Annotated in this window: 14 protein-coding genes; 9 read left to right on the top strand and 5 right to left on the bottom strand. The window is 58.2% G+C overall.

Features of this window, described 5'->3' with window-relative positions; all coding sequences use genetic code 11:
• Positions 1–49 precede the first annotated feature (49 nt).
• Positions 50–232, top strand: coding sequence for a hypothetical protein (locus BCS36_RS05040; RefSeq protein WP_291301821.1), 183 nt, complete (start codon positions 50–52; stop codon positions 230–232).
• 76 nt (positions 233–308) lie between these two features.
• Here BCS36_RS05040 and recA read toward each other — a convergent pair whose 3' ends face one another.
• Complete coding sequence (gene recA, locus BCS36_RS05035; protein WP_291301820.1) at positions 309–1391, bottom strand: recombinase RecA; 1083 nt, start codon at positions 1389–1391, stop codon at positions 309–311.
• Between the two features lie 276 nt (positions 1392–1667).
• On the opposite strand from recA, the gene BCS36_RS05030 reads away from it, so the two are divergent.
• From BCS36_RS05030 to BCS36_RS05000, 7 genes are all read left to right on the top strand, one after another.
• Positions 1668–2786, top strand: a complete 1119-nt coding sequence (locus BCS36_RS05030; RefSeq protein WP_291301819.1) for a tRNA(5-methylaminomethyl-2-thiouridylate) methyltransferase — start codon at positions 1668–1670, stop codon at positions 2784–2786.
• A gap of 133 nt (positions 2787–2919) precedes the next feature.
• The gene (gene dksA, locus BCS36_RS05025) at positions 2920–3282 is read left to right on the top strand and encodes an RNA polymerase-binding protein DksA (protein WP_179980589.1); all 363 of its coding nucleotides are present in this window, start codon (positions 2920–2922) and stop codon (positions 3280–3282) included.
• A 464-nt stretch (positions 3283–3746) separates the two neighbouring features.
• Entirely contained in the window at positions 3747–5669 is a 1923-nt protein-coding gene (locus tag BCS36_RS05020) for an NFACT RNA binding domain-containing protein (RefSeq protein WP_291301818.1), read from the top strand.
• Positions 5670–6495: 826 nt separating this feature from the next.
• A complete protein-coding gene (locus BCS36_RS05015; RefSeq protein ID WP_291301817.1) occupies positions 6496–7485 on the top strand; it encodes an ABC transporter substrate-binding protein in 990 nt (329 codons plus the stop codon).
• 140 nt (positions 7486–7625) lie between these two features.
• Positions 7626–8681 (top strand): ABC transporter ATP-binding protein, encoded by a 1056-nt coding sequence (locus tag BCS36_RS05010; RefSeq protein ID WP_291301816.1) that lies wholly within the window; start codon positions 7626–7628, stop codon positions 8679–8681.
• A 120-nt stretch (positions 8682–8801) separates the two neighbouring features.
• Positions 8802–10493, top strand: a complete 1692-nt coding sequence (locus BCS36_RS05005) for an iron ABC transporter permease (RefSeq protein ID WP_291301815.1) — start codon at positions 8802–8804, stop codon at positions 10491–10493.
• 2 nt (positions 10494–10495) lie between these two features.
• On the top strand, positions 10496–11554 hold the full coding sequence (locus tag BCS36_RS05000) for an ABC transporter ATP-binding protein (RefSeq protein ID WP_291301814.1): 1059 nt from the start codon (positions 10496–10498) through the stop codon (positions 11552–11554).
• A 238-nt stretch (positions 11555–11792) separates the two neighbouring features.
• Here BCS36_RS05000 and BCS36_RS04995 read toward each other — a convergent pair whose 3' ends face one another.
• From BCS36_RS04995 to nifJ, 4 genes are all read right to left on the bottom strand, one after another.
• Entirely contained in the window at positions 11793–12953 is a 1161-nt protein-coding gene (locus tag BCS36_RS04995; RefSeq protein ID WP_291301813.1) for a benzoate/H(+) symporter BenE family transporter, read from the bottom strand.
• A gap of 283 nt (positions 12954–13236) precedes the next feature.
• Positions 13237–14448, bottom strand: coding sequence for an acetate kinase (locus tag BCS36_RS04990; RefSeq protein ID WP_291301812.1), 1212 nt, complete (start codon positions 14446–14448; stop codon positions 13237–13239).
• A 69-nt stretch (positions 14449–14517) separates the two neighbouring features.
• Positions 14518–16629 carry a phosphate acetyltransferase gene (gene pta / locus BCS36_RS04985; RefSeq protein ID WP_291301811.1) on the bottom strand — a complete coding sequence of 704 codons (2112 nt, stop codon included), beginning with the start codon at positions 16627–16629 and terminating at the stop codon, positions 14518–14520.
• Positions 16630–16790: 161 nt separating this feature from the next.
• Positions 16791–20339 carry a pyruvate:ferredoxin (flavodoxin) oxidoreductase gene (gene nifJ, locus BCS36_RS04980; protein WP_291301810.1) on the bottom strand — a complete coding sequence of 1183 codons (3549 nt, stop codon included), beginning with the start codon at positions 20337–20339 and terminating at the stop codon, positions 16791–16793.
• Positions 20340–21231: 892 nt separating this feature from the next.
• On the opposite strand from nifJ, the gene BCS36_RS04975 reads away from it, so the two are divergent.
• Positions 21232–23004: a methyl-accepting chemotaxis protein gene (locus tag BCS36_RS04975; protein WP_291301809.1), complete on the top strand. Its 1773-nt coding sequence runs from the start codon at positions 21232–21234 to the stop codon at positions 23002–23004.
• The last annotated feature ends 385 nt before the right edge of the window (positions 23005–23389 follow it).

Raw genomic sequence — 23389 nt, 5'->3', positions numbered from 1 at the left:
TCTGTCCGCTCCGCGCGGATTTTTGTAAAAATCCGCGCCACGAAAATACTTGCAGGGCGAACGTGCTTCGTCCGATGCGACGAAGCACGTTACGGGCGAAGACATTGAAACGCTTCGCCATGGCGACAAAGGCTCATCCGTTGTGCTTGGGGAAACTGCGCCTGAAAAACAGCGTGTGTCGCAACACAAGGTGTTCACTGCGACCCGGGCCGCCATGCGCAGGTTCCTTTGACAACAAGCGCCGCAAAAAGCGGATGAAGACAAGGGATGCTTCGTCCGCCAAGCAAGCACTTCAACGTGAAAATGGTCTAGTCGTCAACGGAGACGGGGTCCAGCCCCTCATCCTGGTCTTCGGCTGTGGGGGTGAATTCCTTGGGGTGCAGACCCAAAAATTCCACAACCTTGGATTCAATCTGGTTGCGCAGGTCGATGTTCTCGTCCAGCAGGGCGCGCACTTTTTCACGGCCCTGGCCCAGTTTTTCAGAGCCAAAGGCAAACCATGAGCCGCTCTGGTCGATGATTTTGGCCTCAATGCCAAGATCGAGCAGTTCGCCCGAGCGCGAGATGCCCTGGCCGTAAAGAATGTCGAAAATCGCGCTGCGGAAGGGCGGCGCAACCTTGTTTTTAACCACCTTGACCCTGGTGCGGGAGCCGAAGGATTCTTCCTTGTCCTTGAGGGTCTGTATGCGGCGGATGTCCAGACGCACGGACGAGTAGAACTTCAGCGCGTTGCCGCCCGTGGTGGTCTCGGGGCTGCCGTAGCCCGTGACGCCGATCTTCATACGTATCTGGTTGATGAAGATGACCGAGGTGCGCGACTTGTGGATCGTGCCCGTGAGGCGGCGCATGGCGTGCGACATGAGGCGGGCATGGCCGCCTACCTGCGTTTCGCCCATATCGCCTTCAAGCTCGGCCTGCGGAATGAGGGCCGCCACGGAGTCGACCACCACAAGGTCCACCGCGCCGGAGCGCACCAGCATGTCGGCAATGTCCAGGGCCTGTTCGCCGTAGTCGGGCTGCGAGATGAGCAGTTCGTCCGTGTTGACGCCAAGGCGCTTGGCGTAGGTCACGTCAAGGGCGTGTTCGGCGTCGACAAAGGCGCAGGTGCCGCCCATGCGCTGGCATTCGGCAATGATGTGCAGGGTAAGGGTGGTTTTGCCCGAAGATTCGGGCCCGAAAATTTCCGATATGCGGCCACGCGGTATGCCGCCCACGCCCAAGGCCAGGTCAAGGCCAATGGAACCTGTGGGGATAACAGGTATATTCACGTGAGCGTCGTCAGAAAGCTTCATGACAGCGCCCTTGCCGTATTTGCGTTCAATGGTGGCAAGGGCGGTGCCCAGGGCTTCCGCGCGCGCGTCTTCAGGGCTCAGGGCCGGTTTTTTGGCCATAGCTTTTTTGCTCCGGGTAAAGATATCTTCAAGCACATCATTATAGCAAAGGCCCGGGCGCAAGGCAAATGCCCTTGCCCCTGCGGCCCGGTTTCTCGTCTGCGTTGCGGCGCGCCGTAACGGGCGTGCCGTGCCCGTTGAGAACATGTAGCCGCAATAGTGGCGTTTTCTGATTGACTCAGTTTATTGACTATAATTATTGATAGTGCGTCTGGCAAGAAATTTCCCCTGTCCGCCTCTTGCGCAGTGCGGCGTGTCTGGCATACAAGCGCGGTCATGAGCAATCAGCCTGACATCATCGTGCTTTTTTCCGGCGGCCTGGACAGCATCCTGGCGGCCAAGGTACTGGAACGGCAGGGACTTACCGTCCGCTGTATCCATTTTATCACGCCCTTTTTCGGCTCTGCCAAGGCCGTGCCCTATTGGCGCAAGGTCTATGGACTGGACATCGTGAGCCGCGATGTGGGCGAAGACTTTGCAGAAATGCTGCGTCAGCGGCCTGAACACGGTTTCGGCAAGGTCATGAACCCCTGCGTGGACTGCAAGATTCTGCTGTTGCGCAAGGCGCGCCTCTATATGGAGTCAGTTGGGGCCAAGGGGCTCGCCACTGGCGAGGTGCTTGGGCAGCGGCCCATGTCGCAAAGGCGCGACACGCTGCACCTTATCATGCGCGACGCGGGAGTCAGCGGCATTTTGCTGCGGCCCCTCTGCGCCACGCATTTGCCGGTGACGCAAATGGAAGAAAGCGGCCTTGTGGACCGCGCCCGCCTGCTGAGCTTTTCTGGCCGTGGTCGCCGCGATCAGCTGGATCTGGCGGCGGAGCTGGGCATTACGGAGATTCCCACCCCCGGCGGCGGGTGCCGCCTGACGGAAAAAGAAAACGCCCGACGCTACTGGACCGTGCTCACCCTGCTGCCCGAAGCTGGCGACAAGGATTTTACCCTGGCCAATCTTGGCCGTCAGTTCTGGCATCATGAAGGCGACAACCATTACTGGCTCTGCATTGGCCGCAACAGCGCGGACAACGACAAGCTGGCCGCCGCCATGCAGCCTGACGACATGCTGCTGCGCCTGCGTGACCTGGCTGGGCCTATGGCTCTGGCCCGCTGCGGCGCGGACTGGCCCCGCCATGTGCTGGAAAGCGCGGCGGCCCATGCGGCCTCCTACGCGCCCAAGGCTGTGGCTGCGGGCGGCCCTGTGGCCGTGCGCGTGCGGCAGGGGCAGGCCGAGGGCGACGCGGCCTTTGAGATGGACGTGACGCCGCAACGGCTGGGAGAGGCTTGGGGCGAAGCGCTCTGGGATGATGTGAAGGCTGTTATCAGGGCCGAAGCCAAGGATCGCCTCGCCATGTCACTGCATGGCAAACACAAGCCCGCGCCGGAAGATGCGGAATAGTCTGCCACCGTACTGCGAAAGACGCCGATAAAGGCGCAGGGTCTGCTTTACAAAGATAGGGCTTGAAGATATATGTATCCATTGCGTTAATAGTTTGTGTTTACGCCCCCAGCGGCGTCCGCCGGAGGATTACATGGATCATAAGGACCTGGAATATTTTCGCAAACTTCTTTCAGAGATGCTTGAAGAAGCCCAGCAAAAGGGCGACAGCACCATTGAAGAACTTACCGACAGTAATGAAGTATTTGCTGACCCTGCCGACAGGGCCACAGCAGAGTCTGACCGCGCCTTTACCCTGCGCATCCGTGACCGGGAGCGCCGCCTTATTCGCAAAATTCAGGCAGCGTTGACGCGTATTGATGACGGAACGTATGGCATCTGCGAGGATTGCGGCGACGACATCAGCATCCCGCGTCTCAAGGCCCGTCCTGTGACGCGGCTGTGCATCAACTGCAAAGCCAAACAGGAAGAGGACGAACACCTGAGAGGCGACTGAGGCGCTGTTCGCGGCGGCCATGGTCGCCTGCGGGTTACGGCGTCGCCTGTTTTGTGCCGGACGGCTCCCACCCCGCTTCACAGCCGGGGCCGGGCCAGAGGCTCAACCGGGGCCGGAGTACTACCGGGGCCAGAGGCCCAGCCGGGATTTCCGGATGGCCTGTGGAACAACTGCCGGGGTTCTTCAAAAAACCTGGCAATGTGCGAGGCTGAACGCCTGGCAAAACCGGGTTTGCATTCACGGCTGAAGAAGCAGGAGCGGCCTTTGCGCCCCCCTCATTCCGCCATGCCGTTTTCGCCCAAAGGGCCGCGTCTGTTGTGAGGCGCGGCCCGGGCTTATTATGGGGCGCCGCGCTGTTCTTTATGCCCCGCTCTTGCACCACGCCCCGGCTACGGGGCGCGTACGGATCGTCTTCAGGACTGAAGGCATAACTTTCCCGCCCTCAGGCGGGTTTTTTCATACCTATGGACGCACATCTTTTTCGCCGCTTTTGTGAAGACCTGACGCCCCAGCTTACCGGGGCGCGGATTGAAAAATTGCAGGAACCGGCCCCGGGGCTTCTGGTGCTCACCTGGTATGGCGGCGGCGGTCGCAAGCGCCAGCTGTGCCTGCGGCACGCCCGCAAGGAGCCGTTCTGCTTTTTGAGCTCCAGCCGCATCACAGCGGGCAAGGCCCCTTCAGCCCAGATCATGCGCCTGCGAAAATACGCGTCCGGGCGTCGCATCGCGTCCTGCGTGGTCAGGTTTTGCGCACGGCAGATATGGCTTCTGCTGGCCGGAGGCGACAGCGCGCTGATGGCGGATCAGGGCGGCAAGGGTTCTGACACTGAGGCATCCCGGCTCGCCTGGCTTTTGCTGGACCTGCGGGAAGGGCCGTCCCTGCATTTTTTGACCGAAGGCGAAGCGCCGGAAGAGGAAGCTCCCGACTGGCCCGGGCCGGACACTCTGGCTCAGGCCCTGCAGGACTGGCGCGCGTGGCCCGTGCTCACTCCGGCGCTGCGGCGCACCCTGGCCTGTCTGGAAGAGCCGGAGCAGTGGGCCCTGGTGGAAGACTTGCGGGCCGGAGGCGGCGACGTGTTCTGTTACGGCCCGGCACTGCCGCAAGCGGCGGAGAGCTCGGTGGGGGGCGCTGACAGGCGGCTCACGGACGATCAGTTTCCGAACAGGCAGTTCTCGAAGGGCGAGTTCCCGGGCGGGCTGCCCCCTGCCGTGGATGCAGCGGCTCCCGGCGGTTCCGGCCCTTCCATACCTTCCATTGCGGCCATTGCCGACGATTTCGCAACCGCCGCTGCCACGGGTATTTTCGCTGGCCGCGCCCCCCGCTCCATCCGCTCCATCCGTTCCATTCGGGCCATCAGCGCATGGCCTTTGTCGCCGCAGCAGTGCGCGGCCCTGCTGGCAGAGGATGAGCGGGCGTCCGGCCTTGTTCTGCGTGAAGAGTGCGGTGCGGACGTGCTGCGCCTCACGGAAAAAGCCGGGCAGGATATGGTGCTGGCGCGACTCGCTGGAGAGCAGGCAAAGGAGGCGGCCCTGCCGTTGGACAGGCGCGGGCGCAAGCTCGCAAAATTGCTGGACAAGCTGCGTGAAGAAGAGCGCCGCCTCACGGCCATGACCGAGGCGCAGGCCGACGCGCTGGCGCTTCAGGAAAACCTGTGGCAATGGCCTGCGGAATACCGGGCGCTCAGCGTTACGGTGGCTGCGGGCGCGCACAGCCCTGCCCGCGAGATCCGCCTGGACCCACGGCGCAACGTGCGCGAGGAAATGGCGCGGCTCTTCCATACGGCCCGGCGCGGCTGGCGCGGCCTGGAGCATCTGGCGCAGCGCCGCATGGCGCTGGAGGAAGAAATGGCGGGCATAGCCCGCGCCCACCGCGACAGTCTGCTTGGCGCAGGCGGCGGTCAGGGGGGCAACGGCCAGACAATCTCTGGCAAAACGGGAAGCGGCAAGGCAGGCGGGCGCGGAACCCTCGCGGGCGCTGCTGCGGGCATGCCTGCGGCTCTGCCCAAGAATGTACAGCTTTTTGTCAGCTCGGACGGTTTTGCCCTGCTGCGCGGGCGTGACGCCAAGGGCAACCTGGCTGCCCGTAAACTGGCGGCCCCTCACGATATCTGGCTGCATGCCGAAAACGGGCCGGGCTCGCACGTCATCATACGGCGAACCCACGGCGGCCAGGACGTGCCTGTTCGAACGCTGGACGAGGCCGGTTCGCTGGCGGCCAGCAAAAGCTGGCAAAGGGACGCGGCCCATGCCCGCATCCAGTATGCCGAGGTGCGCCACGTCAAGCCCATGCGCAATGCCCCGGCGGGCACCGTACGCATAGACAAGGTGCTGGCCTCGCGCGAGGTGCCCGTGGACGCCACCCTGGAGGAAAAACTGCTGCCGGAGTAAGCTGGGCGGCAGCAGCGCGACATCAGCATTTTTTGGCCTGCTTGCATCCAGCAGACTGGCATCAGGCAGACAGGCAGGCATCAGGCAGACTTAGATCCAGCAGACGGGCATCAGGCAGACGGGTATCAGGCAGACGGGTATCAGGCAGACTGGCATCAGGCAGGTTTGGCCGCTCCACCCCGGCGGCCTGCGCTGTCGACTCTTGGTAACGCGTATGTCGTGAAACGCATGACCCACTGCAATTCATGAAGATGGTGCCGAATTTGGCGGCGAAATCCAGAACCCGGCTGCGCGCCTTATGACGCCTTGGGTAAACCTTTTCATGAGAGCTTTTGCGGGCAGGGTGCGCGACTTGCTGGCGTCATTGCGCTTTTATCAACAAGGCTTTTCCGTTCCTTTCAGGGGCAGCCTGTCAGATCACATCAAAGCCATCCATATTTATTTCATATAAAATTGGGCCCATACTTGGCCCCCTGAGCCTCTCAATGCCGCTATATTGCGAGTTGCCGCTGCTGCGTTTATTGGCACTTGATGAACTTAATTTTTTGTTTTAGCTAGTTAATAATGTAAATCGATAAAGAATACATTTTACTACGTGATCTTTCCGTTGAACGCCTGCCGATATCACTTCTGCTTTAATATGATCAGCTACTTAAGGCGGTTGCTATATTTCTGCGCGAACCCGCAAGGATTACGTTATCACTGAACATATGATCAGCTTCAAGAGCAATCTCTTGGCATTTGCCACTGTGGACTTTTAAAAATTAATGAAAACATTGGCCTAGGGATAACATTTTTGCAAATCCTCAATCGGAGTGAATATCTGATGAAAAAATGCAGTATCCTTCTTCTTGCGGCAACCATGTTGGTTGCTTCGGCATTTTCAGCAATGGCGGCTGAAAAACTTATTGTCTATACCTCGATGAAGGAATCCATCATTGGTTCCCTCAAGGAAGGATTCACAAAAAAGCATCCTGACATCGCCATGGACTATCAATCTGCGGGCGCTGGCAAACTTATGGCCAAGGTGGCCACGGAGCGTCAGTCTGGCAAGATTATGGCCGACGTCATCTGGACAAGCGAAGTGCCGGACTTTTTTAACATGCGCGCGGAAGGGATTTTGGAAAAATACGAATCCCCCGAACTGCAATACCTCATCAATCCTTTTCCCGACTATGATGGCACGTTTACTGCCGTCAGGCTTGGAACCCTTGGCATTGCGTACAATACCCGCTTCGTGAAACAAGCGCCCACCCAGTGGAGCGACGTTACCAAGCCCGAATACAAAAAAGCCTTTGGCATTGCCAATCCCGCGCTTTCCGGCACAGCCTACATGAGCATTCAGCTGCTCGTGGACAAGTTCGGCTGGGAGTATATTGAAAAAATCAGCAAAAATGGCGGCCGTATAGGCAAGGGTTCCGGACAGGTTGTGGACGATACCGCTTCGGGCGACCTTCTTGCCTGCATAGGCGTCGACTACATCGTCAATGATAAAATCAAAAAAGGCGCAAGCCTTGCCCTGGCGTACCCCCCTGAAATGCTGGTAATCCCCAGCCCCGTGGCCATCTTCAAGGGCACTCCCAACCTTGAGGCCGCCAAGAAGTTTGTGGACTATCTTCTCTCTGAGGAAGGGCAGAAGATTTTGGCAGAGCAGGGCACATTGCCCGTGCGCAAGGGGATCATTCCGCCCAAGGAATACAAGCTTCCTACCAGTGAAGAAGCCTTTGAACGCGGAATCAAAATTGATTACCAGAAGGTGCTGACTGAAAAAGAAGCCAGCATTAAAAAATTTACTGATATAATGATGTCGAAATAGCGCCAACATCGCCAAATGCAGGCGTTGTAAGCCGCGTCGGCGTTGCAATAAAGAACGTCGGCGCGGCGCGCGCCTGTTTCTCCTTCAAAAAGTGCTCGCGTTCAGCTTTTTTCAAAGCGTGGACACAAGCAGGGATCATTATGGCAGAAATTTCTCTTAATAATATTGCCAAATCATATGGCGAACACGCGGTCTTGCAAAATCTTTCGCTTACCGTGAAGGATGGAGAATGCTTTACCCTCATTGGCCCCTCCGGGTGCGGCAAAACGGTGCTGCTGCGCATTATCGCCGGGTTCGAGTCGCTTGATCAGGGCAGCATGTCTATTGGCTCCGACGTTGTCGCCGATGCCGGCACTGGCGATTCCTTGCCTCCGGAGCAGCGCAGTCTTGGGGTTGTTTTTCAGGACTATGCCGTGTGGCCGCACATGACCGTACGCCAGAATGTCGGCTACCCCCTCAAGATTGCAAAGCGTAACCCCGCGGACGCGGCCAGGCTGGTGCAAAAAAGCATTGATGACGTCAATCTTTCCGGCATGGAAGACAGGCTGCCTTCACAGCTGTCCGGGGGCCAACAGCAGCGGGTGGCTTTGGCGCGCGCCCTTGTTGCGGAACCAACCCTGCTGCTTCTGGATGAACCGCTCAACAATCTTGATGCGAATCTGCGCGAAGAAATGCGCTTTGAGATCAAGAGGCTGCAAAAAAATCTTGGCGTTACCATTCTTTATGTCACGCACGACCAGGAGATCGCCCTCGCCATTTCAGACCGGATGGCTGTTATGGATGAACACGGCGTCATACGGCAAATTGGAACGCCGACGGAACTTTTTTCCGAACCAGCCGATGAATTTGTGTTCTCGTTTCTTGGCATGAGCAACTTTTTGCACGTGCAGGCAGAAAGCGGAATGGTGCGTTTTCAGGGATACGGCTTTCCTATGGCTTCGGGGAGCGAGCATTCCGGCAATGGCCGTATTGGCTTTCGCCCGTCTGACGTGGTGTTACGCCGCAGCGGCGAGGGCATAAAGGCAACCGTGCATCGGGCAAGCTTTCTTGGGGCCATCACGGACTATCAGCTTGAGGTGGACGGCCAGCACGTGCGCACGGCAGTAGATACGCATGAAGCCCTGGCCAATGATTTGTTGCTCAAAGAGGGCGAGGAGTGCGTTTTTACCCTGCGGAATTTCCACTGGTTCAAATAGCACTTCTGCCGTTGCTTTCCCCGTATCCCAATGTAAAGGCGTCAGCCCTGCCTGGTTACAATCCCCGATAGTTACGGTGTAAATTTTTCGGGCATGCTGCGCATCAAATCGGATAAAACTATGCAAGCAGTCAAACAAAAGCGCACATTCGGCGTGGCAGAGATCATTCTGCTTTTGTCTATTGCCATCCTCTTGATTGTGGTTGTGGTGCCGGTAGCACTCATCTTTTTTAACGCCTTTTTTGTTGACGGCCAGTTTAACCTTGCTGACCTGGTCAAAACCCTGAGCGAGGGCGAAACCTACCAGGCGCTGCTGAACTCGCTGTTCATAGCCAGCGGCGTGACCCTGTGCGCCACGGCTGTGGGCACCTTTTTTGCCTGGCTGGTGACGCGAACGGACATTCCCTATAAAGGCTTTATGAAGGGCATGTTTCTTGTGCCCTTTATGCTGCCTTCATTTATCGGCGCTCTTGCCTGGAAGATGCTGCTTTCGCCCCGCGCTGGCTACATCAACCGCTTGTGGCGCGACGTCACCGGTGCAGAAGACGCCTTGTTCAATATTTTTTCTTTTGGCGGCATTATCGGCATCGAAACAATGTATCTTTTCCCCTTTGTCTTTATTCAGGTCTGTGGCGCACTGGAACGCATGGACCCCACGCTGGAAGAATCTGCACGGATTTCCGGCGCCGGGCTCTTTACCATTACCCGCAAGATAACGCTGCCCCTGGTGATGCCCAGCATTCTTTCCGGTGCATTGCTGATCATGCTGTATTCCATGGCGCACTTTGGCACAGTGGCTGTTCTTGGCATTGAAGTAGGCATCTACAACATCCCGACGCTGATTTATGAGCGCATTCACCAGAGTGCGGGCAGCTTTGATTCCATCCGCACAGGAACAGTGCTGGCATCGGTTCTTGTTGTTACGGCGGCGCTCATCATCTGGTTGCAGAGAAAAATTCTTGGATCAGGAAAATACCAGATCATTGCTGGCAAGAGCTTTCGCCCAATGGAGCTCAAACTGCGCGGCCTGCGCACGCCGCTGTTTGTTTTTTGCCTGCTCTATATCGGGCTGACCATCGTACTGCCCACAGTGACCATCTTTCTGGTTGGCGGGCTTAAAACCTACGGGATCCCCATTACGTGGGAGAACCTGTCGCTGGATAACTATAAGTACGTTCTTTTTGAGTGGGACCAGACGCAGCAGGCCATCAAAAACAGTATCGGGCTCGGCCTTGGCGCGGCAACCATAACCATGTTTTCTGGCGTGATGATTTCTTATGTCATCGTCAAGATGAAGGTGCGGGGCAAGGGGATTTTGGAATTCCTCGGGATGCTGCCGTTTTCGGTGCCCGGCTCAGTTATCGCGCTGGGCGTTATCCTGGCCTGGAGCGGGCGTTTTGGCATCAATCTTTACAACACGATCTGGATTATCCTCATCGCCTACATCGCCAGATATATGGCGTTTTCGCTCAAGGCAAACTCCGCCGCCCTGGAGCAGGTGCACGATTCTCTGGTAGAGGCGGCACGGGCTTGCGGCGCATCCATGTGGCAGGCATTGCGTGATATTGTGTTGCCTCTGGTTCGCCCCGGCATGGTCGCTGCGTTCTTTCTTATCTTTTTGCCTGCCCTGCGTGAACTGACGGTTTCCGTCATGCTGTACGGCACAACCAGCAGAACCATAGGCGTGGCCATCTATACGCTCAACGAAGATGGCGAAACCGTCACTTCTGCGGCGCTGGCTGGCATAGCCCTGATTTTGATTGTGACCGGGCAGACGATTATCAACCACTTTGCCAAAACCAAGCAGGCCTGATCATGTCAGTAACTCTTACAAACGTAACCAAGTACTTTGGCAAGGTTAAAGCTGTTTCATCTCTCAATTTCAAGATTGGCGATGGAGAGTGCTTTTCAATGCTTGGGCCTTCCGGCTGCGGAAAAACAACCACATTGCGCATGGTCGCGGGCTTTGAGGACCTTGATGAGGGTGAGATCAGCGTCAACGACGTACTCTTGTCATCAAGCGAAAAGAAGTATTATCTCCCGCCAGAGAAACGTAATTTCGGGATGGTTTTTCAGGCCTTTGCCGTGTGGCCGCATATGAGCGTGTTTGAAAACGTGGCTTTTCCCCTGCGCCTCAAAAAAATCAATGCGGACGAAATTGCCAAGCGAACCACGCAGGCCTTGAAGCATACGAGCCTGCTTGACGTTGCCTCCCAAAGCCCTGCGGATCTTTCTGGCGGGGGCAAGCAGCGTGTCGCCCTGGCGCGGGCCTTGGCCATCAACCCTTCGGTGATGCTGCTGGACGAGCCCCTCTCAAGCCTTGACCCGCATCTGCGCGAAGAGATGCGCTTTGAGATCAAGGAATTGCAGAAAATCTACGGCTTCTCCATCATGTATGTGACGCATGACCAATCTGAAGCCATGGCCCTTTCAGACCGCATCCTGATTATGAAAAATGGTGTCGTGCAGCAGATAGCCTCGCCGCTTGAAGTGTATACGAAACCGGCAAACCGTTTTGTGTTCAGCTTTATTGGTCTTTCAAATTTCACAAACATGAATGTGACTGAAAACGCTATGATATTGGACGGCGTATCTGTTCCCTTTGCTGAAGGGCGCGCGCCCGCGAATGAAATCATCAGTGCTGGACAGGGTACGGTCGCCAGCCGCCCCAATGAAATAGATTTTACTGACGACGGCGGGATTCCGGGAACAGTGATGCGACGTACCTTTCTGGGTGAAGTCACCGACTATCAGATTATGGTGGGTGATCAGGAGGTGCGCGTGCAGAAGGGGCGTTATGCCAGCGGGCCGCAAGAGGGCGAAACCTGCCATCTGCGCTTCCTTAACCCTCTGTGGTTTCCGGTGGAAAAATAGCCAGGGTTGCCGCCGGTAGGGAAAAACCCGGGCAATGGAACCAGTTTTGGCAAAAGAACCGTTTTGGCAATAGAAGAGCCGAAATGGAGACGCTGCCAGGCAAATCCTTTCGGATAAATCCTGTCAGGCAAGTCTTGCCAGCAAATCCTGCCAGGCAAATTTAGCTGGACACATTCTGTCAGACTCTGAATCACCACAGGTTGCTTGTGAACCTGTTCAAGGCCGCACTACGCGGCCTTTATTTTTTCAGGATAAAATAGGCGAGGGTGCCGAAGGCCAGGCCCCAGAAGGGCGCGCCCAGACCAAGAAACTCCATGCCTGACGCCGTCGCCAGAAAGGCGATGACTCCTGCGTCCATATTGTCGCTGTCCTTGAAGACGCCGTAAAGCCCCGTCGCAAAAGCGCTCATGAGGGCAAGGCCCGCCAGAACGGCAATGAATACGCTGGGCAATGCCGCGAAAAGCGACGTCAGCGCCGTGCCGGACAAGCCCACAAGTATGTAGAGGCCGCCGCAGACCATGCCGGCAATGTAGCGGCGCGCGGGGTCTTCATGCGACTCTTTCCCCGTGCAGATGGCGGCGGTGAGTGACGAAAGGTTGATGGCGTGGGAGCCAAAGGGGGCCAGCAGCAGGGAGGTAATACCCGTCACGGTCATGATGCCGTTGGACACTACCGGGTAGCCCGAGGCATGCAGCACGGCCATGCCCGATATATACTGGCCTGTCAGCGTCACCAGGGCCAGCGGCAGCCCTATGCTGACAATGACGGCGGCTGACCACTCCGGCATGGTGAACACCGGCCTTGCCAGGGCAAAGTGCACCGTGTCCACGTGCAGCATCCCCGTCAGGGCCGCAATGACCGTGCCGCACACAAGAACCGCGGCAATGGCGTAACGGGGGCATATCCTGCGGAACAGCATAAAGCAGAGCAGCATGGACAGGCCAAGCAACGGCGACGCCGCAACCGACGTGAAGACCTTTGCCCCGAAGCTGAACAGGATTCCGGCGAACATGCCTGAACTCACGGCAATGGGTATGCGCCGCATGATGACGTCCAGGGAGCCTGTAAGCCCGATGACGGTGATGATGACGGCGCTGACGATGTAAGCGCCCACGGCCTGCGCAAAGGGGATGCCCGGCAGCATGGTGATGAGCAGGGCCGCGCCCGGGGTTGACCAGGCCGTGATGACGGGTATGCGCATCTTCCAGCTGAGCAGCAGACCCGAAAGGCCGCTGCCGATGGATACCGCCCATATCCACGAGGTCGTCAGTTCGTCTGAAAGGCCCGCCAGCCTGGCCGCCTGAAAAATAAGCACCGCCGAACCCGCGTAGGACACAATAACCGCCAGCATGCCCGCCACGGCGGCGGTAGTGGAAAAGTCCCTGTGCAATCGTCTCATCTGGTTCTCCCGGCGCGCGGGCGCGGATGCCTGCGCTGTGAGCGCATTTTTTGGTGATAGATTTTGTCTGTAAATATGCGCTTGTGGGAGCGCTGTCCAGAAAGCCTGATGGCAGATATTTTTGAGGAAGTGAATCGTCGCGTGCCGGACAGACGCGGCAAGGGCTGCCTCTGCGGCGTACCCAGCAAAAAGGCCGCCCTTTTGGGGCGGCCTTCAATATATGGGGACCGGAGCGCTTCAGTTGGTCTGCTCCGGTACAGCAGGCGTAGCCGGTGTGCGGGAATTATTTTTCCAGCACTTCCACAGTGGCCATGGCGATTTGCAGTTCTTCATTGGTGGGAATAATGAGAACGGGCACGGTGCTGTCCGGCGTGGAGATGGCGCGCGCGCCGGGTTTGCGGATGCCGTTTTCCTTGGCGTCGATCTTGATGCCCATGTGTTCGAGCCCGGCGCACACTCCGGCGCGCACGATGTCGTCATTTTCGCCAATGCCGGCGGTAAAGACCAGCGCGTCGACGTTGCCGTCGAGCAGGAAGTAGTAGGAACCAAGAATCTTCTTGATGCTGCGCGTCAGCATATGAAGAGCCAGAGCGGCGCGCTCGTTGCCCTTTTCCACTTCGGCGTGCACGTCGCGCATGTCGGTAAAGCCGCACAGGCCCAGCAGGCCGGACTGCTTGTTCATGAGCGTGTCCATCTGCTCGGGGGTAAGGCCCTTCTTTTCCATCACAAAAGGCACGATGGCGGGGTCAATGCTGCCGCAGCGCGTGCCCATGATGAGGCCTTCCAGGGGGGTGAGGCCCATGCTGGTGTCGAAGCACTTGCCGTTTTTCACGCAGCTCATGGACGAACCGTTGCCAAGGTGCATGGTGATGGAGCGCAGTTCGCTGAGGGGCTTGCCAAGGTACTTGGCAGTGGCGCCAGCGATGTACTTGTGCGAAGTGCCGTGGAAGCCGTAGCGGCGGATGCGCAGGTCTTCATACAGCTCGTAGGGCAGAGCGTACATGAAGGCTTCCTTGGGCATGCCCATGCCGAACTCGGTGTCGAACACGCCCACATTGGGCACGCCGGGGAAGAGCTTTTCAGCAACTTCAATGCCCATGAGGTTGGCGGGGTTGTGCAGGGGGCCAAGCACCGAGCATTCGCGCACGATTTCTTTCACGCGCTCGTCCACAAGCACGGGGTCGCTGACGGCTTCGCCGCCGTGCAGCACACGGTGGCCGATACCGGCAATCTCGCTCTTGTCCTTGATAACGCCTTTTTCAGCGTCGGTAAGGAGGGAGATGACCAGCTCCATGGCCTCGACGTGGGTGGGAAAATGCGCCGTGCGGACGATCTTTTCTTCCTTGTCCGTGTCAGGGGCGATCTTGTGGGTCAGGCGGCCTCCATCCTGTCCGATGCGTTCGGCGATGCCGGAGCAGAGGACGGCGTGGGTATCCATTTCCAGCAGTTGGTACTTGCAGGACGAGGAGCCCGCATTGATGACCAGGATTTTCATGTGTATTCCTTTTCTTGTTGGCAGCGCCGGGGGGCGGCGGCCCGCCCCCGGCAGTAACACGGTTGGCGGCTACTGGCCCGTCGCCTTTTTTTCGGCGGCGGCCTGAACAGCCGTAATGGCCACAGTATTTACAATGTCGGGCACGGTGCAGCCGCGCGACAGGTCATTCACAGGCTTGTTGAGGCCCTGAAGCACGGGGCCGATGGCCACCGCGCCAGCCGCGCGCTGTACGGCCTTGTAGGTATTGTTGCCCGTGTTGAGATCGGGGAAGATGAAAACGGTCGCCTTTCCGGCCACCTGGCTGTCGGGCATTTTGGTTTTGGCCACGCTGGGGTCGATGGCGGCGTCGTACTGCAGGGGGCCTTCCAGCGCGAGTTCGGGGGCCATTTCCTTGGCGATGCGGGTGGCTTCCACCACAATGTCCACATCCGCGCCCTTGCCGGACGTGCCGGTGGAGTATGAAAGCATGGCCACGCGGGGCTCAATGCCGAAAACTGCGGCCGTGTGGGCTGAGGCAATGGCGATTTCAGCCAGTTGCTGCGCTGTGGGATTGGGATTGACGGCGCAGTCGCCAAAGACCAGCACGCGGTCTTTGAGGCACATGAGAAAGACCGAGGACACAACGGAGAAGTTGGGCTTGGTCTTCACAAACTCAAAAGCCGGGCGGATGGTGTGGGCCGTGGTGTTGACCGCGCCGGACACCATGCCGTCGGCATCGTCAAGCTTGACCATCATTGTGCCGTAATAGGTGGCGTCCGCCATGGTGTCGCGGGCCTGTTCCGGCGTGATGCCCTTTTTCTTGCGCAGTTCGTAGTAAGTATTGGCGTATTCTTCAAACTTTTCGGATTTGATGGGATCGATAAGGGTGGCCTTGTCGATGTCCAGACCCAGAATTTTGGCCTTGGCGCGTATTTCGTCCACATCGCCCAGCAGGGTGATATGGGCCACGTCACGGCGCAGCAGGATGTCGGTGGCGCGGAGGATGCGTTCTTCAGTGCCTTCGGCAAGAACGATGCGCATTCTGTTGGCCTTGGCCCGTTCGATAAGCTCGAACTCGAACATCATTGGGGTAATGCGCGCGCTGCGTTTGCTCACAATGCGGCTGGCGATCTCCTTGCCATTGACGTGCTGCTCAAACAGGCCCAGCACGGTGTTGATCTTGCGGACATTGCCGGGCTCGATGGGAGCGATGAGTTCCTGCAGGGCCAGCATGGTATTGTAGGTGTGGCCCTTGGTCAGCAGGATGGGCAGGGGAGAGGCCGTCCAGCCTTCAATAAATTTGCAGACTTCCTCGGCCGGGCGGATGCCGCCGGTGAGCAGCACGCCCGCGATGTCCGGCGTGGAGGAGGTAAGGCGCGAGGCAATGGCCGCCAGCAGCACGTCGGCGCGGTCGCCGGGGGTCACGATAAGCTGGTCCTTGGCGATGTAGGGCAGCACGTTGTTCACATGCATGGCCGCGATGAGGTAGTCGTCCACCAGGGCGTCCAGGCGGTTCTCGCCAAACAGCACTTCCGCGTCAAGGCCCTTTTTCACGTCGCCCATGGTGGGCTGGCCGATGGTGGGCTCGTTGGGCACGGCGTAGATAAGAGCCTTGCGCTCGTCCGTGCTGAAATGGGTGCGCAGTTCGTCAAGCTCGGTCTGGGTGAGGTTGCGGCGGTTGATGATGGTGGCCACCACATCCAGTGAAAAAGGGGCAAGGCTGTCCATGGTGATCTGGAGAGACTCGCGAATGTCTTCTGCCGTGGCTTTTTGCCCGCTGGTCACAAGAATGACGGGCGTGCCCAGGTTGGCGGCGATTTCGGCATTAAGGTCGAACTCGAACACCGGGTCCTTGGCCAGAAAGTCCGTACCCACGCAGAGAACAAAGTCAAAAGTTTCCAGCAGTTTTTTATACTTCTGGATAATGTTCTCGATGAGCAGGTTGCGCGAACCCTGGTTGATGATCTGGCGTGCTTCACGCTGGGTGTAGGCGAAGGTGTCGGCATAATCCATCTTGATCTTGAAGTACTCGATCATCAGATGGATGTCCGGGTCCCGGTCGTCCCATACCGGTTCATTGATGATGGGACGGAAGAACGCCACGTTGCGCATGCTGCGGCTGAGCAGCTGCATGGCTCCCAGTGCGATAGCGCTTTTGCCCGTCATGGGACCGGTGGCTGTGATATAGAGTCCGTTATACATATGCTTCCCCTGATTGTGCCGGGCAGGCTGGCAGGATGACGCGAAAAAGGGGCGCAGGCCATTACCTGCGCCCCGGCCTATTGTTCTATGGCATGACCGCATCCGCCGCCTGGAGCCCATAGCGGAGCCTTGTGGCGGATGCGGTATTCATTCGTCAGTCCCTACTTGTCTTCGCTGGCGATTGCGCTGGCGTCGGGGTAGGGCAGGTCAGCCAGCTGCTTCAGCATGGCGTAGCGTTCGGCGTAGGCGGCAGCCAGTTCCGCGCGCAAGGTCTTTGAAGCTTCGGGATCGGTCTTTTCCAGCGAGGCAAAGCGGGTTTCGCCGCCCAGGAATTCCTGGATGTCGACGCTGGGGGCCTTGCAGTCGAGCTGGAAGGGATTTTTCTTTTCCTTGGCCAGTTCGGGGTTGTAGCGGTACAGGGGCCAGTAGCCGGTCTGCACGGCCAGCTTGGATTCTTCCTGGCTCTTGCCCATGCCCTTGCGCAGGCCCTGGTTGATGCAGGGAGCGTAAGCGATGATGAGCGAAGGGCCCTTGTAGGCTTCGGCTTCGCGGAAGGCCTTGAGGGTCTGCTGCTTGTCGGCGCCCATAGAGATGGAGGCCACGTACACATAACCGTAGGTCATGGCCATGCGGCCAAGGTCCTTTTTGCCGGTGCGCTTGCCAGCGGCGGCGAACTGCGCCACAGCGCCAAGCGGGGTGGCCTTGGAGGACTGACCGCCGGTGTTGGAGTACACTTCGGTATCCATCAGCAGGACGTTGATGTCGTCGCCGGTGGCCAGCACGTGGTCCAGGCCGCCGTAACCGATGTCATAGCCCCAGCCGTCGCCGCCGAAGACCCACACGCTCTTCTTGGTGAAGAGGTCGTCCATGTGCCAGATTTCGTGGGCAAGGTGGCTTTCAAAGGAATCAAGGTTGGCAATGACCATGTCGCCGTACTTGCGGGAGCCTTCGGCGTCGTCCTTGTTGGCCAGCCAGCCTTCCATGGCTTCCTTGAGTTCGGGGCTGATGCCTTCTTCCTTCAGGGCTTCTTCGATCTTCATGGCCAGCAGGTTGCGGCGCTGTTCGTAGGCAAGGCCCATGCCGCAGCCGTATTCGGCGGCGTCTTCAAACAGGGAGTTGCCCCAGGCCGGACCAAAGCCTTCCTTGTTGGTGCAGTAAGGCGTGGTGGGCGAAGAAGCGCCCCAGATGGAGGAGCAGCCCGTGGCGTTGGCGACGATCATACGTTCGCCGAAGAGCTGGGTGAGCACCTTGACATAGGGGGTTTCGCCGCAACCGGCGCACGCGCCGGAGAACTCGTGCAGGGGCTGCTGCAGCTGCGAACCCTTGACGGTGTCGCGAGCCAGCAGTTTGTCCTTGAGGGTCACGTGGGTTTCGGCAAACTCGAGGTTGACCTTCTGGGCGTCCATCTGGGTTTCCAGCGGCTTCATGACCAGGGCCTTGTTCTTGGCGGGGCACACGTCGGCGCAGGAGCCGCAGCCCAGGCAGTCTTCAGGGTAAACCTGAATGCGGAACTGCATACCCTTGAGTTCCTTGCCCATGGCGTCCTTGGTCACAAAGCTGGCCGGTGCGCCTTCCAGTTCTTCGGGAGTGGCCAGCACGGGGCGGATGGCCGCGTGGGGGCACACGAAGGAGCACTGGCAGCACTGGATGCAGTTTTCGACCTGCCATTCGGGAATGGCAATGGCCACGCCGCGCTTTTCGCAGGCGGCGGTGCCGAGGGGCATGAAACCGGCCGGATCCATGGCGGACACGGGCAGCTTGTCGCCCTGCTGGGCAAGAATGGGACGCACCACGCCGCGGATGTAGTCATCATCGTTGCAGTGGCACACTTCAGCGCCTTCGGTGGTGTTGGCCCAGCTGGCGGGGTACTTGATTTCTTCCAGGGCGTCCATGCCCTTGTCCACGGCGGCGATGTTCATGTTGACGATCTTGTCGCCCTTGCTGCCGTAGGTTTTCTTGATGGATTCCTTAAGCAGGGCCACGGCCTTGTCAAAGTCGAGCACGTTGGCCAGCTTGAAGAAGGCGGTCTGCATGATCATGTTGATGCGGCCGCCAAGGCCCACTTCCTGGGCAACCTTCACGGCGTCCACGTTGTAGAACTTGAGCTTCTTGCGGGCGATGGTGCGCTTCATTTCGGCGGGCAGGTGCTTTTCGAGGTCAGCCAGCGACCAGTTGGAGTTCAGCACAAAGGTGCCGCCTTCCTTGATGCCTTCAAGAATGTCGTACTGGGTCACATAGGCGGCCTTGTGGCAGGCAACGTAGTCAGCCTTGGTGATGAGGTAGGACGACGTGATGGGGGCGGAGCCGAAGCGCAGGTGCGACACGGTGAAGCCGCCGGATTTCTTGGAGTCATAGGCAAAGTAAGCCTGGGCGTAGAGGTCGGTGTTGTCGCCGATGATCTTGATGGCCTGCTTGTTGGCGCCCACGGTGCCGTCGGCGCCGAGGCCGAAGAACTTGCACTGCACGGTGCCGGCGGGCACGGTGTCGATTTCCTCGTCCACGTCAAGGGAGAGGTTGGTGACGTCGTCGTTGATGCCCACGGTGAAGTGGTTTTTGGGCTGCAGGGCCAGCATGTTGTCGTACACGGCCTTGGCCATGCCGGGGGTGAAATCCTTGGAACCCAGGCCGTAGCGGCCGCCCACGATGGTGGGGGCTTCGCCCTTTTCGAGGAAGGCGGTGCAGATGTCCTGATACAGGGGGTCGCCCAGAGCGCCGCTTTCCTTGGTGCGGTCAAGCACGGTGATGCAGGCGGTGGTGGCGGGCAGGGCGCGCAGCAGGTGCTCGGTGGAGAAGGGACGGAACAGACGCACCTTCACAAGACCAACGCGCTGGCCCTGGTTGTTCAGGTAGTTGACTGTTTCTTCCGCCACTTCACAGGACGAACCCATAGAGACGATGATGCGGTCGGCTTCGGGGTGGCCCACGTAGTCGAACAGGCGATATTTGCGGCCCGTGATGGATTCAACCTTCTTCATGTTTTCAATCACGATGCCGGGCACGGCGTCGTAGAAGAGGTTGGCAGCCTCACGGTTCTGGAAGTAAATGTCGGGGTTCTGGGCAGTGCCGCGAATGTGGGGATGCTCGGGATTCATAGCGGTGGAGCGGAATTCGGCCACCTTGTCCCAGTTCACCAGGCTACGGATGTCTTCGTAGTCGATGGTTTCGATCTTCTGCACTTCGTGCGAGGTGCGGAAGCCGTCAAAGAAGTGGCAGAAGGGCAGGCTGGCGTCGATGGCCGACAGGTGGGCGACCAGGGCCAGGTCCATACATTCCTGCACCGAGGCGGAGGCGAGGAAGCAGAAGCCCGTCTGACGGGCGGCCATGACGTCCTGATGGTCGCCAAAGATGGACAGGGCGTGGGAAGCCAGGGCGCGGGCCGACACGTGAAAAACGCCGGGGAGCAGTTCGCCGGCGAGTTTGTACATGTTGGGGATCATGAGCAGCAGGCCCTGAGAAGCCGTGTAAGTAGAGGTCAGAGCACCGGCGGAAAGCATGCCGTGCACAGCGCCCGCGGCGCCTGCTTCAGACTGCATTTCACGGACGATCACTTTCTGGCCGAACAGGTTCTTCATTCCCTTGGCGGCCATCTGGTCCATGACTTCGCCCATGACGGACGAGGGCGTGATGGGGTAGATCGCCGCCGTTTCCGACAGAGCGTAGGCAATATGCGTTGTCGCGTTATTGCCATCCATGGTTTTCATATGAGCCATCTGTTCCTCCTTGGCGCCCTGAGGCGCGCAATATTTTTTCCAATTTCTGCGTGGCCGGTGCGGCCTGGGGTAAAGCCCGCACTATGCAAAGAGCTGTGCGGGGTGCGGTTTACTTTGGGAACATTAGGGGGTTTCTGGAGTCACGCGTTTGGTCAAATTTATCGCATCAAATCATGGGCGTCCATAAAAGATTATGGAGCCCCAAAACGCGGCAAAAAAGCCGCAGTTGTCGTTGCAATGTGTCCATACCACAGAGCTGGTTGTTTGAACAGTTAAATAGCGTGTCGGGGAAAAATTTTTTTCGCCTGCGATGAGGATTATTTTGTCTGATATTCCAGCTAGATCCCGAAATTCTGGTCACAAGGGGGCTCTTTGCGGCGAAAAAAAAATACAAAAAGGCGTCATCACCATTCGTCCGCGCGTCCGGCAGGAGGGAAACCCCGCCAATTCGCGTCCGCCCGGTTTGTCCGTGATTAATAGCACATATTTTTGCCCTTTGCAGCCCCTGCGAACGTCGTTTTACGCTACGCCAAAAAATCGGATAACCGACGTGAATAATAATAATTATTATACTGGCATGGCCAGAACTGCCTGGCATGACGGAGCACAACATGCTGTGCAATGCGCATTAATAACGGGAATATTGAGGTTGGGCAGCTTGACAATGAAAAGTCCTCCCATTAGGTATCATTTTAAAAAGTACAAATAATAATTGATGCTCTTTCTTGTAAGGCAGCTGGCAGGCTCAGGGCGACGTGTTCAAGCTTGTCATGGGCCTGCTTGTGTCCGAATTTATTCGGCACTGGCATACTGCTGTCAAAATTTGGGGCAATGTTTGCAAAGTTGAGCGTGTTTCTCGTGATTATACACAGTTAATATATAGAGAGGAACCATGTTTTGGAAAAACCTTTCAATAGGAAAGAAGCTGTGTTTTGGCTTCGGCGTCAGCCTGGTGGGCATGCTCTGTTATGCCCTGGTTGCATGGGAGGCCTCCAATGAAGTCATGACCATGGCCGACAGCGCACTGCAAAAACAGGGCAACGCCCTTGTTTTTGCCATGCGTGAGGCCGACCATCTGCACTGGAAGGAGCGTGTCGGCAGCTTTGTGGCCATGCCGCCTGCCGACGGCAAGCTTGATGTGCAGAAAGACGGGCACAAGTGCCTTTTCGGCCAATGGTTTTACAATGGCGGTCGTGAAGAGGTGGAGGCCATCTTGCCCGGCACGGCCACCTATTTCAAGCAGATGGAAGCTTCCCACCTGGAACTGCACAAAAGCGCTGCGGATATTGAGCGCATGGTGCAGGCTGGCGACCTTGAAGGGGCCCGGCAGCATTTCAATTCCATTACGCTGGGCAAATCGGCGGCTGTTGTGGAAACGCTCGCGCAGCTGCGCACTATGATGCTGCACGCCGCCGATGCAGACAAGGCAACCTACAAGCATATCATGGATCGCGAAAAATACGTGGTTGTTGTCCTGCTGCTGGCCGTGTTGGGATGTATGGTAATCTCCGGCGTGGCCATTACGCGCTCCATCCGCAACCCTTTGCGCTGGCTCGTGAGCAAGTCCTCCGAAGTGGTGGCAGGCAATCTGGATGTGAACCTGCGCCTGCAGCGTAAGGATGAAATCGGCGCGCTGTCGAGCGCGCTTGGTTCACTGCTGGACAGCCTGAAGCTCAAGCTCACAGAAAATCAGAAAAAGTCTGAAGAGGCTCAGGCCAGTGCCGACCATGCCCAGCGCGCCCTCAAGGATGCGGAGGAAAAAGAGGCCCGCATTGCCGCGTTGCTGGAAAATATGAACGCCATAGCCGCTCAGGCTGATGCTATTGCCGGTGACCTGGCCGAGCATTCCACCACTCTGGCTGAGCGGGTGGAAACCGTCTACAAGGGCAGCGAAGACCAGCACAGTCTTATGCGCGGCAGCCTTGACGATCTGGAGCAGCTTGCAACGGCGGCCAGCGAAATTGCCATCAATGCGGAGCATTCGGCCCACGGGGCGCGCAGTTCAAAGGAGTACGCCGGAAGCGGCGTGGATGTGGTGACCCGTTGCGCCCAGGCCATCAGCCGGGTCAACGACCTCGCGTCCAAGCAGAACGGGCAGATAGCCGAACTGGGCGAGATGGCCCAGGGTATTACCGGCATTATGAGTGTTATTACCGACATAGCCGACCAGACCAACCTGCTGGCTCTCAACGCCGCCATTGAGGCAGCCAGGGCTGGCGAGGCGGGGCGCGGCTTTTCGGTGGTCGCCGATGAAGTGCGGAAGCTGGCGGAAAAAACGGTTGCCGCCACTCAGGCCGTGGGGGCCAAGATCACCGGCATTCAGGAATCCATCCATGCCAGCGTGGCCTTTATGGGGCAGACCAGCGAGGCCGTGCACGAGTCCAATGACCTTGCGCAGCAGTCAGGGGAGGCGCTTACGCAGATTCTTGATCTGGCCGCCTCCAACGTGGAGAACGCCGCAGGCATGGCCGTGGCTGCGCAGCAGCAGAGCGACACTGTGGTGCATGTGACGCAGGGCATGAAGAACGTGCAGGACATTGCCGAGTCCAGCCGAACGGCCATGGGCGAAGCCGACCATCAGGTGCGGGCGGTGGCCAAGATGGCGACTGAACTACGGGAGCTTATCGACAGGCTGAAAAACAGGAATCAGAGCCTCATAAGTTAAAGATTGTTCTGGCGGTTGCGTGAGCAGACGTCCGCCGCAAAGAAACAAGCGCAGCTGCATCCTTTGCCCTGGGGGCCAATGGATGCAGCTGCGCTTGTTTGCGCTGCATGCGCTATCGCGAACGCCTTGAGGCGCTGGGTATATTCGCAACGCATTGCCCTGGAGCAATAAACGCTGCAATGGTGTGATGCCCCGGAAGACGCGGCCTCTGGCCTCTCCCCGTTCAGATTCGCAGGCTCGTTGTACTGCAAGCAATAATGGTATGAATGAGCGTGGGCATGGGAGGAGACCCTTTTGCAAAAGGGTCTCCTCCCACACAAAACAGTTCAAAGTGAACCTGCCCTAGGCAGATTAACTTTGAAATGCTTCACATTTCAAAGTTTTC

The organism is Desulfovibrio sp. MES5, from assembly GCF_002237645.1.
Lineage (GTDB): Bacteria > Desulfobacterota > Desulfovibrionia > Desulfovibrionales > Desulfovibrionaceae > Desulfovibrio.
The sequence above is the reverse complement of the archived record's forward strand: the minus strand, read 5'-3'. Positions and strand labels throughout refer to the sequence as shown.

Excerpts from the sequence above, each read along its gene's own strand:
- recA (WP_291301820.1), bottom strand. The coding sequence starts at position 1,391 with ATGGCCAAAAAACCGGCCCTGAGCCCTGAAGACGCGCGCGCGGAAGCC.
- BCS36_RS05030 (WP_291301819.1), top strand. The coding sequence starts at position 1,668 with ATGAGCAATCAGCCTGACATCATCGTGCTTTTTTCCGGCGGCCTGGAC.
- dksA (WP_179980589.1), top strand. The coding sequence starts at position 2,920 with ATGGATCATAAGGACCTGGAATATTTTCGCAAACTTCTTTCAGAGATG.
- BCS36_RS05020 (WP_291301818.1), top strand. The coding sequence starts at position 3,747 with ATGGACGCACATCTTTTTCGCCGCTTTTGTGAAGACCTGACGCCCCAG.
- BCS36_RS05015 (WP_291301817.1), top strand. The coding sequence starts at position 6,496 with ATGAAAAAATGCAGTATCCTTCTTCTTGCGGCAACCATGTTGGTTGCT.
- BCS36_RS05010 (WP_291301816.1), top strand. The coding sequence starts at position 7,626 with ATGGCAGAAATTTCTCTTAATAATATTGCCAAATCATATGGCGAACAC.
- BCS36_RS05005 (WP_291301815.1), top strand. The coding sequence starts at position 8,802 with ATGCAAGCAGTCAAACAAAAGCGCACATTCGGCGTGGCAGAGATCATT.
- BCS36_RS05000 (WP_291301814.1), top strand. The coding sequence starts at position 10,496 with ATGTCAGTAACTCTTACAAACGTAACCAAGTACTTTGGCAAGGTTAAA.
- BCS36_RS04995 (WP_291301813.1), bottom strand. The coding sequence starts at position 12,953 with ATGAGACGATTGCACAGGGACTTTTCCACTACCGCCGCCGTGGCGGGC.
- BCS36_RS04990 (WP_291301812.1), bottom strand. The coding sequence starts at position 14,448 with ATGAAAATCCTGGTCATCAATGCGGGCTCCTCGTCCTGCAAGTACCAA.
- pta (WP_291301811.1), bottom strand. The coding sequence starts at position 16,629 with ATGTATAACGGACTCTATATCACAGCCACCGGTCCCATGACGGGCAAA.
- nifJ (WP_291301810.1), bottom strand. The coding sequence starts at position 20,339 with ATGGCTCATATGAAAACCATGGATGGCAATAACGCGACAACGCATATT.
- BCS36_RS04975 (WP_291301809.1), top strand. The coding sequence starts at position 21,232 with ATGTTTTGGAAAAACCTTTCAATAGGAAAGAAGCTGTGTTTTGGCTTC.